Below are 1,190 nucleotides of genomic sequence, written 5' to 3'. Positions count from 1 at the left end.
TATGAATTAGTCGAAGATCTTAGCAACAACACCAGCACCTACTGTACGGCCACCTTCACGGATCGCGAAACGTAGACCTTCGTCCATTGCGATTGGTGCGATTAGCTCTACAGTCATCTGTACGTTGTCGCCTGGCATTACCATTTCTACGCCGTCTGGTAGCTGGATGTCACCAGTTACGTCAGTTGTACGGAAGTAGAACTGTGGACGGTAGCCTTTGAAGAATGGAGTGTGACGACCACCTTCATCTTTAGACAGTACGTATACTTCTGATTCGAACTTAGTGTGTGGAGTGATTGAACCAGGCTTAGCTAGTACTTGACCACGTTCAACTTCGTCACGCTTAGTACCACGTAGAAGTGCACCAACGTTCTCACCTGCACGGCCTTCGTCTAGAAGCTTACGGAACATCTCAACACCAGTACATGTAGTTGTAGTAGTGTCTTTGATACCTACGATAGCAACTTCGTCACCTACAGTTAGGATACCACGCTCGATACGGCCAGTTACTACTGTACCACGACCTTGGATTGAGAATACGTCTTCGATAGGCATTAGGAATGGCTGATCTACCGCACGCTCTGGCTCAGGGATGTAAGTATCTAGAGCTTCTGCTAGTTCAACGATTTTCGCTTCCCACTGCTCTTCGCCGTTTAGTGCGCCTAGTGCAGAACCTTGGATAACTGGTAGGTCATCACCTGGGAAATCGTATTCAGATAGAAGTTCACGAACTTCCATTTCTACTAGTTCTAGTAGCTCTTCATCGTCAACCATGTCACATTTGTTCATGAATACGATGATGTATGGGATACCAACCTGACGGCCTAGTAGGATGTGCTCACGAGTTTGTGGCATTGGGCCATCTGTCGCAGCAACAACTAGGATACCACCGTCCATCTGTGCAGCACCAGTGATCATGTTTTTAACATAGTCAGCGTGTCCTGGACAGTCAACGTGTGCGTAGTGGCGTGATGGAGTGTCGTACTCAACGTGAGAAGTTGCGATTGTGATACCGCGCTCACGCTCTTCTGGAGCGTTATCGATAGATGCGAAGTCTTTAGCTACACCGCCGTAAACTTTAGCAAGAGTAGTACAGATAGCTGCAGTTAGAGTTGTTTTACCGTGGTCAACGTGGCCGATAGTACCAACGTTAACGTGCGGTTTCGTACGTTCAAATTTTTCTTTAGACA

The 1,190-nt window shown here is 47.3% G+C and carries 1 protein-coding gene; it reads right to left on the bottom strand.

All coding sequences use genetic code 11. From position 1 onward, the window contains the following. Window positions 1-6: 6 nt before the first annotated feature. Window positions 7-1,190, bottom strand: a 1,184-nt coding sequence (gene tuf / locus R7044_RS24135) for an elongation factor Tu (protein WP_017822038.1), incomplete at its 5' end; no start/stop codon positions are given.

It is taken from the genome of Vibrio sp. 1402 (genome assembly GCF_033340275.1).
This window is presented reverse-complemented; position numbering and strand designations above follow the sequence as displayed.